This is a genomic window from Mesorhizobium sp. RCC_202 (genome assembly GCF_041355295.1).
In the GTDB taxonomy this organism is placed as follows: Bacteria; Pseudomonadota; Alphaproteobacteria; order Rhizobiales; family Rhizobiaceae; genus Mesorhizobium.
Genome location: NZ_JBFUPO010000010.1, coordinates 25,406 through 38,511 on the forward strand (window position 1 = coordinate 25,406; position 13,106 = coordinate 38,511).

Annotated in this window: 15 protein-coding genes; 7 read left to right on the forward strand and 8 right to left on the reverse strand. The window is 64.5% G+C overall.

Annotation, left to right across the window (positions count from 1 at the left end; genetic code table 11):
- Window position 1: 1 nt before the first annotated feature.
- From AB6802_RS22125 to AB6802_RS22140, 4 genes are read left to right on the forward strand one after another with little or no spacing between them, the layout of a single operon-like run.
- Window positions 2-961: a carbohydrate ABC transporter permease gene (locus AB6802_RS22125; RefSeq protein ID WP_371012306.1), complete on the forward strand. Its 960-nt coding sequence runs from the start codon at window positions 2-4 to the stop codon at window positions 959-961.
- A complete protein-coding gene (locus AB6802_RS22130; protein WP_371012307.1) occupies window positions 958-1,194 on the forward strand; it encodes a hypothetical protein in 237 nt (78 codons plus the stop codon). Before AB6802_RS22125 ends, AB6802_RS22130 begins: the two co-directional genes overlap by 4 nt.
- On the forward strand, window positions 1,191-2,294 hold the full coding sequence (locus tag AB6802_RS22135) for an ABC transporter ATP-binding protein (RefSeq protein WP_371012308.1): 1,104 nt from the start codon (window positions 1,191-1,193) through the stop codon (window positions 2,292-2,294). The genes AB6802_RS22130 and AB6802_RS22135 overlap by 4 nt, the downstream gene beginning before the upstream one ends.
- On the forward strand, window positions 2,294-3,379 hold the full coding sequence (locus AB6802_RS22140; protein WP_371012309.1) for an ABC transporter ATP-binding protein: 1,086 nt from the start codon (window positions 2,294-2,296) through the stop codon (window positions 3,377-3,379). The genes AB6802_RS22135 and AB6802_RS22140 overlap by 1 nt, the downstream gene beginning before the upstream one ends.
- A 40-nt stretch (window positions 3,380-3,419) precedes the next feature.
- Here AB6802_RS22140 and AB6802_RS22145 read toward each other — a convergent pair whose 3' ends face one another.
- Window positions 3,420-3,851 (reverse strand): DUF4437 domain-containing protein, encoded by a 432-nt coding sequence (locus AB6802_RS22145; RefSeq protein ID WP_371012310.1) that lies wholly within the window; start codon window positions 3,849-3,851, stop codon window positions 3,420-3,422.
- Between the two features lie 101 nt (window positions 3,852-3,952).
- On the reverse strand, window positions 3,953-4,930 hold the full coding sequence (locus tag AB6802_RS22150; RefSeq protein ID WP_371012311.1) for an AraC family transcriptional regulator: 978 nt from the start codon (window positions 4,928-4,930) through the stop codon (window positions 3,953-3,955).
- A 169-nt stretch (window positions 4,931-5,099) separates the two neighbouring features.
- On the opposite strand from AB6802_RS22150, the gene AB6802_RS22155 reads away from it, so the two are divergent.
- Entirely contained in the window at window positions 5,100-6,299 is a 1,200-nt protein-coding gene (locus AB6802_RS22155) for an MFS transporter (protein WP_371012312.1), read from the forward strand.
- A 40-nt stretch (window positions 6,300-6,339) separates the two neighbouring features.
- On the opposite strand, the gene AB6802_RS22160 is transcribed toward AB6802_RS22155, so the two are convergent.
- Window positions 6,340-6,918, reverse strand: a complete 579-nt coding sequence (locus tag AB6802_RS22160; protein ID WP_371012555.1) for a TetR/AcrR family transcriptional regulator — start codon at window positions 6,916-6,918, stop codon at window positions 6,340-6,342.
- Between the two features lie 97 nt (window positions 6,919-7,015).
- Between AB6802_RS22160 and AB6802_RS22165 the strand changes: the two genes are divergently transcribed.
- Window positions 7,016-7,924 carry an SDR family oxidoreductase gene (locus tag AB6802_RS22165; protein ID WP_371012313.1) on the forward strand — a complete coding sequence of 303 codons (909 nt, stop codon included), beginning with the start codon at window positions 7,016-7,018 and terminating at the stop codon, window positions 7,922-7,924.
- A gap of 1 nt (window position 7,925) precedes the next feature.
- On the opposite strand, the gene AB6802_RS22170 is transcribed toward AB6802_RS22165, so the two are convergent.
- Window positions 7,926-8,273, reverse strand: coding sequence for a GFA family protein (locus AB6802_RS22170; protein ID WP_371012314.1), 348 nt, complete (start codon window positions 8,271-8,273; stop codon window positions 7,926-7,928).
- Between the two features lie 171 nt (window positions 8,274-8,444).
- Between AB6802_RS22170 and AB6802_RS22175 the strand changes: the two genes are divergently transcribed.
- Window positions 8,445-9,740, forward strand: coding sequence for an amidase (locus tag AB6802_RS22175; RefSeq protein ID WP_371012315.1), 1,296 nt, complete (start codon window positions 8,445-8,447; stop codon window positions 9,738-9,740).
- A gap of 21 nt (window positions 9,741-9,761) precedes the next feature.
- Here the strand turns inward: AB6802_RS22175 and AB6802_RS22180 are convergent, their stop codons facing one another.
- From AB6802_RS22180 to AB6802_RS22195, 4 genes are read right to left on the reverse strand one after another with little or no spacing between them, the layout of a single operon-like run.
- The gene (locus AB6802_RS22180; protein WP_371012316.1) at window positions 9,762-10,148 is read right to left on the reverse strand and encodes a hypothetical protein; all 387 of its coding nucleotides are present in this window, start codon (window positions 10,146-10,148) and stop codon (window positions 9,762-9,764) included.
- Between the two features lie 39 nt (window positions 10,149-10,187).
- Entirely contained in the window at window positions 10,188-11,168 is a 981-nt protein-coding gene (locus AB6802_RS22185) for a hydroxyacid dehydrogenase (RefSeq protein WP_371012317.1), read from the reverse strand.
- Window positions 11,169-11,173: 5 nt separating this feature from the next.
- On the reverse strand, window positions 11,174-11,890 hold the full coding sequence (locus AB6802_RS22190) for a FadR/GntR family transcriptional regulator (RefSeq protein ID WP_371012318.1): 717 nt from the start codon (window positions 11,888-11,890) through the stop codon (window positions 11,174-11,176).
- 2 nt (window positions 11,891-11,892) lie between these two features.
- Window positions 11,893-13,062 carry a mandelate racemase/muconate lactonizing enzyme family protein gene (locus AB6802_RS22195; protein ID WP_371012319.1) on the reverse strand — a complete coding sequence of 390 codons (1,170 nt, stop codon included), beginning with the start codon at window positions 13,060-13,062 and terminating at the stop codon, window positions 11,893-11,895.
- Window positions 13,063-13,106: the final 44 nt, after the last annotated feature.

Sequence of the window (13,106 nt, forward strand, 5' to 3'; positions counted from 1 at the left end):
GATGGCCGCCGTCCGCACCTCTTCCGAAATCACCTTCAACCGCATCGCCATCGTCATCGTTCTGCTGGTGACGATCATTTTCCTGGCGCCAATCTACTGGATCGCCTCGACGGCATTCAAGCCGCGCAACCTTGCCACGACGATCCCGCCGACGGTCGTGTTCCAGCCGGAAATCTCGCCCTTCGTGAAGCTGTTCACCAAACGCTCGCAGCTGCGCAATCCGCCGACGCCGGAAGAATACGCGGCAGCCCCGTGGTGGGAGCGCGTCGTCTTCGACGGCGGCGAAAAGATCGTGCGCGACGGCAAGGGTGAGGTGCAGTGGTCGGGCTATCCGAGCCGCTTCCTGAACTCGCTGATCGTGGCGATCACCTCGACCGTGCTCGCCGTCGGCATGGGCACGTTCACCGCCTACGGCTTCTCGCGTTTCAAGGTGAAGGGAGAGGCCGACCTGCTCTTCTTCATCCTGTCGACGCGCATGCTGCCGCCGGTGGTGGTCGCAATCCCGATGTTCCTGATGTACCGGGCCGCGGGGCTGAACGATTCCCATCTCGGCCTGATCATCCTCTACACCGCCTTCAACCTGTCCTTCTCGGTGTGGCTGATGAAGGGCTTCATCGACGAGATCCCGAAGGAATACGAGGAGGCAGCGCTCGTCGACGGCTATACGCGTATGGAAGCCTTCTTCAAGATCGTGCTGCCCGAGGCCGCGACCGGCATCGCCGCAACGGCCGTGTTCTGCTTCATCACGGCGTGGAACGAATACGCCTTCGCGCTGATCATGACCAACCGCCGCGCGCAGACCGCACCGCCCTTCATTCCGAGCCAGGTCGGCTCCGGCCTGCCCGACTGGACAGTAATCGCCGCCGGCACCTTCCTGTTCCTGCTGCCGGTCGCGATCTTCACCTTCCTGCTCCGCAATCATCTGTTGCGCGGCATGTCCTTCGGAGCGATCCGCAAATGAGTTTTCGCGCCATCAACGAGAAGTATCTCGAGCCAGGGTCGCAGATCCTGATGGTGCTGGGCATCGTCGCGCTCTGCCAACCCTGGAACATGCCGCTCCACACTTACGGCGTGACGATCATCCTGATCGGCCTGATCGGCTTCAACATCACCTCCAAGATTCCGCGCGACGAGCAGGCCGGCACCGGACACGGGGCCGAACAGCAGGCGCGCAACGCGGGGGCACAGCATTGACCCAGATCGAGCTTCGCGGCGTCCAGAAATTCTTCGGCGCCGTCCAGGTCATCAAGGACCTGAACCTCAAGATCGACGACAACGAGTTCATCGTGCTGCTCGGACAGTCGGGCTGCGGCAAGACGACGACCCTGCGCGCTATCGCCGGGCTGGAGACGATCGACCAGGGCGACATCCTGATCGATGGCAAGCCGGTGCAGCACCTCAAGGCGGCCGACCGCGACATCGCCATGGTGTTCCAGTCATTCTCGCTCTACCCGCATATGAACGTCTACGAGAACATCGCCTTCCCGCTGCGCGCGACGCGCAAGAGCAGGAGCGAGATCGACGCAGAAGTACGCTCGGTGGCCAAGACGCTGCAGATCGGCGATCTGCTCAACAAGAAGCCCTCGGCGCTGTCGGGCGGCGACATGCAGCGCGTGGCCATCGGGCGGGCGCTGGTGCGGCGCCCCAAGGCGATGCTGATGGACGAGCCGATCGGCGCGCTCGACGCCAAGCTGCGCGAGGAAATGCGCGCCGAGATCAAGCGGCTGCATATCAAGCAGGGCTCGACCAGCATCTACGTGACGCACGACCAGATCGAGGCGATGAGCCTCGCCGACCGCATCGTCATCATGCATGAAGGCGTGCTGCAGCAGGTCGGCACGCCGGACGAGGTCTATTCGCATCCGGCCAACCTGTTCGTCGCGCAATTCGTCGGTAGTCCGGTGATGAACGTCGCCGAGGCCACGGTGGCCGACAATGCGTCGGCAGCTTCTGTTTCCGTCGGCGGCGCGGCCGCCGGCTTCGAGTTTCCGCGCGCGCTGCTTTCCAAGCTCAACGGCCATGCCGGCGGCCAGCTCACCTTGGGCATACGGCCCGAAGGCGTGCTGGTGCGCCGCGAGGCGACGGACGGTTTCCTGCCTGTCGAAACGCAGATCGTCGAGCCGCTCGGCTCCTTCGACATCGTCGACCTCAAGGTCGGCTCCAAGATGCTGCGCGCCCGCACCAAGAGCGGCTTCATCAGCGGTGCGGGCGAAAAGGTCTATGCGCGGATCGATCCTTCGCAGGCGCATTTCTTCGACGCGGCGAGCGGCAGGTCGCTCGGAGTGAGACTGTAATGGCCCACATCCAACTCAAGAACATTTCCAAGACCTTCGGCAACCACACCGCGTTGTCGGGACTCAGTCTCGAGATCGCCGATGGCGAGTTCTTCGTGCTGCTCGGCGAGACCGGGGCCGGCAAGACGACGACGCTGAGAATGGTCGCCGGCCTCGAAAAGCCGACCGAGGGGCAGGTGTTGATCGACGGCGTCGACGTCGCCGACTGGGGCGCCGCCGAGCGCGACGTGGCGCTGGTGCTGCAGCAGTATTCGCTCTATCCGCGCTACACGGTGCGGCAGAATCTGGAATTCCCGCTGAAGCCGAAGATCCGCCGGCTGCCGGACGCCGAGATCCAGGACCGTGTCGCGCGCGTGGCGCGCACGCTCAGGATCGAGCATCTGCTCGACCGCAAGACCGACCGGCTGTCGGGCGGCGAGATGCAGCGCGTCTCGATCGGCCGGGCCATCGTACGCAAGCCGCGCGTGTTCCTGATGGACGAGCCGCTGTCGGCGCTCGACGCCAAGCTGCGCGAGGCGCTGCGCACGGAATTGAAGAACCTGCAGATGCAGCTCGGCGCCACCTTCCTGTTCGTCACCCACGACCAGATCGAGGCGATGTCGATGGGCGACAAGGTCGGCGTGCTGAATCACGGCCGCATCGTGCAGACCGGCACGCCGCACGAGATCTACAACAATCCACGCGACACCTATGTCGCGAGCTTCGTCGGCTCGCCGCCGATGAACCTCATCGACGGCAGGCTGGTCGACAACCGCGCGGTGATGGCGCCGATCAATTTCGAACTGCCGCTTAAAGGGGGAGCCGGGACGAGTGGCGCGACCGAGGGTCGCCCGCTCGTCTTCGGCATCCGTCCGGAGGACGTCTATCTGGAGAGCGGCGCGCCGGTGGAAGCACTCGTCCACGATGTCGAGAACCACGGCGTCGAAAAGATCCTGACGCTGAGGGTCGGCGACACGATGCTCAGGGCCACCGTGCCGGCCAGAACCGATGTCGCGATCGAGCAGTCGGTGCGCTTTGCCTGGAACCCCGACAAGGTGGTGCTGTTCGACAAGGGCAGCGGCGTCAGCCTGCGGCACGCAGGCTAGCAGCCGGCCTTTCTGCCTGCCTGCTGTCGTTGGCTGCATCCTATTTCGGCAAATAGGTCTCGTAGGGCGTGTCGTTGATCAAAAGGATCACGCATTCGGTGTCCGAGAGGCAGGCATCGTCATGCATCTCGTTGGCCTTCTGCGTCCAGTAGGAACCTACAGGCAGCACGACCTTGGTCGCTTCGCCGCCGTCCATCTGCCAGTGCGCCCACAGCCCCTTGATGACAATGGCGCGGTAATCGGCGGTGTGGGCATGGACGGGCGCGCGCCAATTGCCAGGGACCTTCAGCAGCGTGCCGGCCGGTCCCTTCGCCCGCTCGCCCCATAGCGGTCCGAGGCGCTGCGGCTGGTCCGGCGCCTCAACGGCATAGGGGATCTTGTCGGCGGGCAGGTAGCTGTCTTCAAGCGCCAACGCGCGCTGAGGCACGAGACAGAGCGCGGCAAGCCCAAGCATTGCGAAATATCTGGTCATCGGGTTCCTCCACCAGGCCAGATTATGTCGCCGTCATGGGCAGGCAATGGCGTGTCGTCCAAAAAACTTGGCGATTTCTCCAGACAGAGGATTTCAAAGGCTCAGGCGGTCGCGCTGTCCTCGCCGCCGGCCGTGTTGCGGAAACGGCTCGGCGCCTCGCCCATCACCCGTTTGAAGGCGCGGCTGAAGGACGCCTCGGAATCATAGCCCAGCCTTGCCGCCGCCACCGAGACCCGCATGCCGTCGCGGGTCAGCCATTGCCTGGCCTGGTGCATGCGTACGCGCAGCACATACTTAGCCGGCGTTTCGCCGACCACGGTGGCGAAGCGCTGCGCAAAGGCGGAGCGCGAAGCCCCCATCATACGCGCCAGCGTCTCGACCGACCAGTCGCGTTCGGGCTGCAGGTGGATGGCGGCGAGCACCTTGCCGACATCCGGACTTCTGACCGCGGCGATCCATCCGGAAGCGTCGCCGCAGCCATTCTCCACCCAGGAGCGGATGATCGTGGCGGCAAGCACGTCGGCCAGGCGGGCAAGAATGCCGCCGGAGCCGACGCGATCCATCGTCACCTCGCCGGCCATCGCATCGAGCAGATGCTGAATGCCCGGCGCGTTCGCCATCAGCTTATGCGCCTGCATCAGGGCGGGCATCATGTCGAGCAGCGGATGCGAGCCGTCGAGGTTGAAATGCATCGAGCCGCAAAACAACAGCGTCTTGCAGCCGTCGCAGCCATTGGAGACGTCGTAGATGTTTTCGCAGACCGGCTCGATGGTGTAGCGGCCGATCGGAACTGGGGGAACGCCCGGGGCGCTGGCCAGAATGTGCTCATCGCCGCGCGGGATGAGCAGCGCGTCGCCAACCGACAGCTCGATCCACTCCCTCGCCGGCGAGAACAGCCAACAGCCTTGCTGCCCAATGAAATGAAAGCGCGCCGCCTTCTGCTTGGGAAAGGAGACCGCCCAGGGTTCGCCGAGCACGCAGCGGCCGTAATCGACACCGTCGAGGCGCAAGCCGCGCAGCATGTCGGTCAGAGGGTCGCCGGATGCCGGTAGTGCCGATTTGGACGAATTGTAATTCATTTTGGCGTTTATAGCATGGAAACGCCAGGCGGTCACTCCCTATGTTGCACTGCAGCTAAATGTTGCGCCGCAAACAACACGGACTGCTCGCCCCGTCTAATCCTATAACGGGTGGAGCTCGAGCCGGTCATTTCCTAAGTGGCGCTGCAATCAGATCGGAGGTTTTGTCATGACCGAACCCGCCACGGCCGTCCTTGACAATCCTGAAACGGAAGAACGATCCGAACCCGCATGGGGCGCCGTGGTCTCGCTGGCGCTTGGGGTGTTCGGGCTCGTCACCGCCGAATTCCTGCCCGCCAGCCTGCTCACCCGGCTGGCGCAGGACCTTGGCGTCAGCGAAGGCGCCGCCGGCCAGGCGGTGACGGCGACAGCGATCGTCGGCGCGATCGCGGCGCCGACCATGGCCATTGCCACCCGAAGCCTTGATCGCCGGCTGGTGATGTGGATCCTGTCGATCCTGCTGATCGCCTCCAACCTGCTCGCCGCCTTCGCCTCCTCGCTCACCATTCTGCTTCTGGCCCGCGTCGTGCTTGGCGTCGCGCTGGGAGGCTTCTGGGCAATGTCTGCCGCCATGGCGCTGCGGCTGGTGCCGATGCGGCTGATGCCGCGCGCCATGTCGATCATCCTGACGGGCGTGTCGATCGCCACCGTCACCGCGGCGCCGGTCGGCGCTTATGTCGGCGATGTCTGGGGCTGGCGCACTGCCTTCATGATCGCCGCGGTCGTCGGCGCGCTGGCGCTGCTGGTGCAACTCGTCACTTTGCCGCGACTGCCACCTTCTAGCGTTGCAGGCTTCCGCACCTTGTTCGACGTGTTGAAGCGGCGCTCGATTCGTGTTGCCCTTCTTGTCGTGCTGCTTGTCGCCTCCGGCCAGTTTGCCGGCTTCACCTATGTGCGCCCGTTCCTCGAAACGGTGCCCGTCATGCCGATCGAGACCATTTCGCTGGTTCTGCTTGCTTATGGTATTGGCGGCTTCTTCGGCAATTTCGCCGGCGCGTTCCTGGCCGAGCGCAATCTCAAGCTTGCCGTCGGGCTGGCGCCGCTGCTGATCGCGCTGGCGGCCCTTGCCATGCTCACGCTCGGCGCTTCGCCAGTGTTGGCAGCGATAGCCGTCGCGGCCTGGGGCTTTGCCTTCGGCGCGGTGCCGGTCGGCCTGCAGACCTGGCTGGTGCGCGCCGCGCCCGATGAGGCCGAGAGCGCCGGCGGCCTGATGGTCGCGACCTTCCAGGTGGCGATCGCGCTTGGCGCCGTGTTCGGCGGTCTGCTGGTCGACCATGCCGGCGTCGCCAGCGCCTTTGCCTACAGCGCGATAGCCACGCTGCTTGCGGCCATCGTGGCTTTCTCCATCGGACCAAAGCGCGCCGAATAGCCGGTTATCTGTAATCCGCGATTTGATTCGGCCCGGGTCTTCAACGGCTCCGGGCCGGAGCTGTAAGGGCTGACACGAAGCGCTTCAGGCTGTGCTCGACATAGGCGGTGAGGTCCATCTCGTCGGGATCGAAACTCCACCATAATAGCGAACCTTGCCAGTGCGATGCCATCAGCAGGCCGATATCTTCCGGCATGTTCGCCTCTCCGGCGAAGCAGTCGGCAAGTGCCTTGCTCAGTGCTGCCTTCCACGTAGCGCCGCGCGCCCGCAGGACGGGATCGCGCAGATCCTCGCGCAGGATAAGCAGGCCCTCGGCATAAGATTGGATATCGCCATAAGAACCGGAAAGGGTAACCAGCAGTTCGATAGCGCCCGTTGGCGTTTTCGCCGCCCAGCGCGCAGCTTCCTCAGTGTTTCGGTCTAGTCTGTCCCAGGCATGGAGCAGGGTGCGTTGCTTCAGCAGCGCCTTACTCTTGAAGCGCTGCACCAGGGTCGAGCCCGAAAGGCCGCTTGCCCGGGCCAAGCGTTCGAAGGTCAACGCTTCAGGCCCTTCGTTATGCATCAACCGTGAGGCCAACTCCAGAACGTGTTCGTCTGACTGGGTTTTTGGGCGAGTCATCTTGACATCCATTTATAAACGAATGATCATTTATAAATGGAGGGAGACATAAAAGCGAGCTCTCATTTGTGTGCATTTCCAGAGTTTGGAGGTTTTGATGACGCTTGAAGGACAGGTCGCTCTGGTCGCCGGCGCTACGCGGGGCGCGGGCCGTGGCATAGCCGTCGAGCTTGGCGCCGCCGGCGCCACTGTCTATGTCACCGGGCGGACGACGCGGGCGCAGCAGTCGGAATATCATCGACCCGAGACCATCGAGGAAACGGCGGAGCTGGTTACCGCGCAGGGCAGCAAAGGCATTGCCGTGCAGGTCGACCATCAGGTTTCGGACGAGGTGCGGAAGCTTGTCGACCGCATCCGCGCCGAGCAGGGTCGGCTCGACATACTGGTCAACGATGTCTGGGGCGGCGAAAAGCTATTGGAATGGGATAAGCCCGTCTGGGACCACAATCTCGAGAACGGCTTGCGGCTTTTGCGACTCGGGATCGACACACATCTGATTACCGCGCACCACGCCTTGCCGCTGATGATCGAGCGTCCAGGCGGGCTGCTAGTCGAAGTCACCGACGGCACCGCAGACTACAATGCCGACCACTACCGGTTGTCGCCCTTCTACGATCTCGCGAAAGTGGCGGTGAACCGCATGGCATGGGCGCACGCCAAGGACCTCGAAAAGCACGGCGCAACTTCGGTGTCGTTGACACCCGGCTGGCTGCGCTCCGAGATGATGCTGGAAGCCTTCGGCGTGCAGGAGGAGAACTGGCGCGACGCGACCGTCAATGTCCCGCATTTCGTCATTTCAGAAACGCCGCGCTTCATCGGCCGCGCCGTGGTCGCGCTCGCTTCCGACCCGAAGCGGTCGCGCTGGAACGGACAGTCCCTCTCCAGCGGCGGACTGGCGCAGGTCTATGGCTTCACCGATCTCGATGGCTCGCGCCCGGACGCCTGGCGCTATGTGCCCGAGGTCCAGGATGCAGGCAAGCCGGCCGATGCCACCGGCTACCGGTAATTCATGCGGACCGGCCGTCGAACTCGAACACCTCGATGGCCGCAAGGTCGACATCGTCGAGGCAGTTGATGTTGATATAGGCGGAGCGTTCGGCGCCCCGGCTGACATCCTCGGCGAAAGGGTGGATGCCGCAGGTGCGGCAAAACCGATGCGCCATTTGAGCCTTGCCGAAAGTGTATCGGCCCAGATCGTCGCCCCAGGCGACGAGGTTCAAGTGGTCATGCGGCACGGCCCACAGCAGCGCGCCCTTGCGCCTGCAGATCGAGCAATTGCAGCGCACGGCCATGGCGAGTTCGCCTTCGACCTCGAACGCCACCTTGCCGCAGTGGCAGCTGCCTTTGTACAGCATCAGCATCTTCCTGTTCCTGGCAGGGTGCAAAGGCACGCTTGCCGGTTTATCCGTTTCGTCAGCGCAATCGCTGCTGCCTTTGTTCTTCGCAATTCCAGGCGGAAAACCGCTGAACACTTTTCCTGGAATTGTTTTTAAAGACGTCTCATCCTTGCGGAGTCCGACATCGACATGCAATCCGTCCGCGACCGTCTCGAAATCATCCTGTCACGTCTTGCCAATCGCGCAGCCGACGAAAAGGTTTATACGAAACGCTATGCCGGGGCCGCGCGAGCGGCTGCGGACGCGTCCGATGCGCGCCGCAAGGCCGGCGTGAGCCTTGGACCGCTCGACGGCACGATCCTGTCGGTCAAGGATCTGTTTGACGTTGCCGGCGAGCCGACCACCGCTGGCTCGCTGATACTGGCCACCGCACCGGCGGCAACGCGGGACGCAATGATCGTGGCACGGCTCAGGCAGGCGGGCGCCGTGATCATCGGCAAGACCAACATGACCGAATTCGCCTTCACCGCGATTGGCGACAATCCGCATTACAGCACGCCGGGCAATGCCAAAGATGCCAGCCTGATTCCGGGCGGTTCGTCGTCCGGCGCCGGCGTTGCGGTCGGCGAAGGCACGAGCGAGATTTCCATCGGTTCCGACACCGGCGGCTCGGTGCGCATTCCGGCCTCGCTCAACGGCGTCGTCGGCTTCAAGCCGACGGCGCGGCGCGTGCCGCTGGGCGGCGCCTATCCTTTGTCGGCGACACTGGATTCGATCGGCCCGCTTGCCTGTAACGTTACCGATTGCGCGGCCGCCGACGCGGTCATGGCCGGTGAGGATCCCGGGCCGCTGCAGCCGCTCTCGCTTGCCGGCCTGCGCGTCGGCATTGCGCGTGGCATCGTGTTCGGCGAGACGCAAGCGGAAGTGACTGCTGCTTTCGGGGCCTGTATCGGCAGGATCGAGCGGGCTGGCGCCCGCGTCGTCGACCTGCCGATCGACGATCTCATCGCCGAGATGCGTCTGGCGACAAAGCGCGGCACGATCGCCTCGATGGAGGGCGCCGAAGTGCATGCCGACTGGCTGGCTGCCGGCGCGCCCGTGCTGGTCGATCCGCATGTGACCGGGCCGTTGTCGCGCGCGCTGGCGGTGCCTGCTTCAGCCTATATCAGGACTATACGTCGCCGTGGCGAACTCGTGCTCGCGATGGCGCAACGCCTGGAAGCGATCGACGTGGTGGCGCTGCCGACCGTGCCGATGGTCGCGCCGACGATCGCCGCCATGGCTGCCGATGAGGCGCTGCGCGACAAGACGGAAGGGCTGTTGTTGCGCAACACCCAGGTCGCCAACCAGTTCGACCTTTGCGCGATCTCGCTGCCGATGCCGGATATGGCGCTGCCGGCCGGTCTGATGCTGATGGGCAGGCACGGGGAAGACCGATATCTGTTGCGCGTGGCGGCTGAAGTCGAGGCGCTGTTGGCCGGATAACGAACCGCTGTTGCAACCGGCTTATCGCGAGAAGCAGTGCTCGCGCTCGCTGTCCTTGGCGGCGCGGACGACGCGGGTCGCGACCAGCCAGGACAAGGTGTAGTCCTTGCCGGTGATGGTCTGGGTGCGGCGTTCGATCGAGCCTCTGACGACGATCTTGCCGGCGTAGAGCTTGTCCGAGAGGTCGAGCGCCTGGTCTTGTTGCGGCAGGCCGCCGGTGTCGATCGACACGCCCTTGATGATCTTGCCGGTGGCAAGGTCGAGGGCACTGCTCGACGGGCAGGGCTGCTTGAAGCAACGAAGGCCGTTGTCGCAGTAGACATAGCTGCTCTCCGCGGCGAGTGCCGGCATGGCGCAGATCGATGCGGCAATGATGATCGGGAGCGTGAGGTGGCGGCTGAGCATCATCGCAGCGTCACTGAGAATTGGGGCGAAACCGCGGATGCACTATGCGTCGGCGGGAAAGCGCCGCCAGTAATGGTTGACCACTTCCGGGTTGCGCAGATTGACCGGCAGCTTGCCGGCCAGCACCAGCAGCGCCTCGCCTGCGGCGCCGACGCCCATGCGCATCATCGATTCCTCGGTGATGCCAGCCATATGCGGGGTGACGATGACGTTGTCGAAGCTGAAATAGGGGTGGTTCGGCGGCAATGGCTGTGTCGCAAAGACGTCGAGCGCCGCGCCGCCGATGCGCCTCTTCGTCAAGGCTTCGATCAAAGCGTCGTCATCGACCACCTGCCCGCGCGAAACGTTGATCAGCAGCGCGCTGGGCTTCATGCGGGCGATGCGCTCGCGGCTGATCAGGCCGCGCGTCTCCGGCGTCAGCGGGCAGCACAGCACGATGATGTCGCTCTGCTCGACCAGCGCGTCGATCGACAGGAAGCCGACCTTCTCGGGCGCCGGCTGCATGCTGCGCGTGGTGGCCACCACCTTGAGGTCGAAGCCGTGCGCGGCGATATGGCCGACCGCCTGGCCGACTGCGCCAAGGCCGACGATGCCAATGGTCTTGCCGGCAAGCTCGATGTTGGAATTGGCATGCTCGCGCCCGGCGAGCCAGCCTTTGGCGCGCAGGTCATGGTCGACCTTGCGGAATTGCCGCAGCAGCGCAAGTGCTGTGAACATCACATGCTCGGCGACCGAGCGGGCATTGACGGCAGGCACATTGGCCACCAGCACGCCCGCCGCCGTCGCCGCTTCGAGCGGGATCATGTCCAGCCCGGCGCCATGGCGGATCGCGGCGCGCAGGTTGGTCGCGCCGGCAAACAGCTCCGGCGGCAGATGCGCGCGCACGATGACGATGTCGGCATCGCGCGCTTCGGCGGTCAGCGTCCTGGCGTCGAGCGCGGAGGCGACAGCCAGCCGTGCCGCGCCTGCCAGCATGTCGGTGGCGCGCGGGTGCAGCGGATGCGTCGAAAGGATCTTGCGCATCAGGCTCAGGTCTTTTCGAGCGCGGCGGTTTTCTGCTCCATGCCGCGGCCCTCGATGATCCCCTTCCAGTAGCTCTCGGCCCCTTGCAGATGGGCGCTCATCAGCGCCTGGGCGAGGTTGCCGTCGCGGCGCAGCAGCGCCTCGTAGATCTGGATGTGCTCGGCATGCGAGCGCACAGAGCGCTCCGGGTCGTTGAAATAGATCGGCAGGCGCAGTTCGCCCATCAGGTAATAGACGCTGCAGATATTGTGGAAAACGCCATTCTTGGTCGCCCGCACGATCTCGAGGTGGAACTCGCGGTCTTCCTTGGCGAGGCCTTCGCCGGCGGCGATGCGCTGCTCGGAAGCCTTGAGGATTTCACGCAGCCGCTCGAAATTCTCTTCCGTGGCGCGCGAGCAGGCGAGTTCGGCCGCCTTGATCTCATGGATCTTGCGCAACTCGACGGTCTCGTAGATCTGCACCGGATCGAGCGGCAGGCCGGCGCGGGCGAACAGCGCCAACGCCTCGACGCTCGCCTGCCTGGTGTCGACATAGATGCCGGATTTGGCGCGGCGCTCGACGATGCGCATGGCTTCGAGGATAGCGAGCGCTTCGCGGATCTGGCCGCGGCTGACGCCGAAATGCTCCGCCAGTTCGCGTTCCGACGGTGTGCGGCCGGTCTCCTTGTCCGAATGGGAGAACAGATAGGCGGCGAGTTCGGCGAGAAGGTTCTTTTCTTTCATCGTCAAATGCGTTGCGCGTGCGCCTCCAGGAACCGCTCGGATATGGTGAATCCCAGCCCGGGCTTTTCCGGGATCGCTATCATACCGTCCTTTGCTTCGACAGTCTCTTGCACGAGATCATGTATCATCGGATTGGCGCCGAGCGAATATTCGACGATGAAGCTGGCGGGCGAAGCGGCGCAGACATGCAGGCCGGCAAAGAAGCAGGGCGCGCCTGCCCACAGATGCGGTGCCAGGCGTAGATTGAAGGCGCTGGCGATGGTGCCGATCTTGATTGCCTCGCTGATGCCGCCGCAAAAAGCCGGGTCCGGCTGGAAGATGTCGGCCGATTTCAGCATGGCCAGATCGCGGAAGGCATAGCGCGTCGCCTCGCTTTCGCCGGTCGCGATCGGCGTCGAACCCGAGGCGCGCACCTCGGCCATGCCGGATTTGTCATCGGCGATCACCGGCTCCTCGAACCAGGCAAGGTCGCAATCGGCGGTGAGGCCGACGAAGCGCTTTGCCTCGGCGACCGTGTAGGTGCCGTGCGCGTCGACCATGAGATCGACATCGGGGCCGATCGCCTGCCTCGCGGCGCGCACGCGCGCGGCCGAGACATGCGGCGCGCCGTCCATCGAGCCGACGCGCATCTTCAACGCCTTGAAGCCGCCTTTGGCGATGTAGGACTTCAATTGCTCGCCGATAGCGTCAGTGGATGCCCAGCCGCCCGAGGCATAGGCCTGCATGCGCTCCACCTTGCGGCCGCCGATGAGCCGCCAGACAGGCTGTCCCAAAGACTTGCCGAGGATGTCCCATAACGCGATGTCGACGGCGCTGATCGCCGCCACGCTGATGCCGCGCCGCGCCAGTTGCGGCATGGCATGGCCGCTATGAGCCGCCGTCTCGTGCCGCACGCCGTTATAGAGCATCTCCCAGATGACGCCGATATCGGCCGGGTCGCGGCCGATGAGCTGCGGGCCGACCTCGTGGTTGAGCATATGGACAAGCGCGCCGTAGCTGCCGGCGCTGCCGGCGGCGTTCTTGCCTTCGCCCCAGCCGACCAGGCCGTCATCGGTCTCGATGCGCAAAATGGCGGCGTCGAACGTCGTCACCTGCCCGAAATCGGAGCGGTGCTGTTTTGCCGCTTCGATCGGTACGCGCACCCACCAGGCCTGGACGCTTTTGATACGCATCTTTATCCCCGGCCCCGCCGCCCGGTCAGGGCGGAAGGGGTCAG